We start from the raw sequence: 579 nt of genomic DNA, 5'->3' as shown, positions 1-579 counted from the left end.
TCTGCCGCAGGCCAGGCCGCCAGCGCCACCCACTGCAACTGCAGATCGGCAGGCTGCCAGTCCAGCCAGGCCAGCGTCAGCGGCAAGCGCTGCTCATGGAGCTGGCGCAGCACCGTGGCGTCGAAACGTCGCTCCAACGCCAGGCAAAAGCTCAGCACCGGCGTTGCCTGCGGCCCTTGGTCGAGGCGCTCGCGCACCGTCAGCCAGCCATTCACCAGCGCGGCCAGCAGCACCCCGAGCACGGCGCTCAGGGCCAGCGCCACCAGCAGCTCGAGCAAGGTCAGGCCCTGTTGGCGACGCCTCATGGGCGCACCAGAAAGATACGGTACTGGCCCAGCGACTCGCGCCCATCGCGGTCGGCAAACAGCAGCAGCTCGCCGCGGCGCAGGTTGCGCACACCGGTCGCACCCAGCTGCAATTGCCAGTGGCAGGTACCGGGCCCCTGGCGCAGCTCGCCACGGCTCTGGGCGTGCGCAGGCCAGTACTGCTCCACCGCAAAGCGTGCTTCCAGCTCGCGGGCACACAGGTGCCGAGGCGATGCTGCTGCACGGTCTGCTGCACCGCCAGGCGCTGGCGCAG

At 70.3% G+C, this 579-nt stretch carries 1 protein-coding gene and 1 pseudogene; both read right to left on the bottom strand.

Annotation, left to right across the window (positions count from 1 at the left end; genetic code table 11):
* Positions 1-305, bottom strand: a 305-nt coding sequence (locus G3436_RS26830; protein ID WP_163951379.1) for a prepilin-type N-terminal cleavage/methylation domain-containing protein, incomplete at its 3' end; no start/stop codon positions are given.
* Positions 302-579, bottom strand: a pseudogene (locus G3436_RS26825) (type II secretion system protein GspI); the annotation flags it as partial. The pseudogene G3436_RS26825 and the gene G3436_RS26830, both read right to left, overlap by 4 nt.

Origin of the sequence: Pseudomonas brassicae (assembly GCF_010671725.1) — a bacterium.
Taxonomy (GTDB): domain Bacteria; phylum Pseudomonadota; class Gammaproteobacteria; order Pseudomonadales; family Pseudomonadaceae; genus Aquipseudomonas; species Aquipseudomonas brassicae.
Note: the sequence above shows the minus strand (reverse complement) of the source record. Positions and strands in the feature narration are given on the sequence as shown.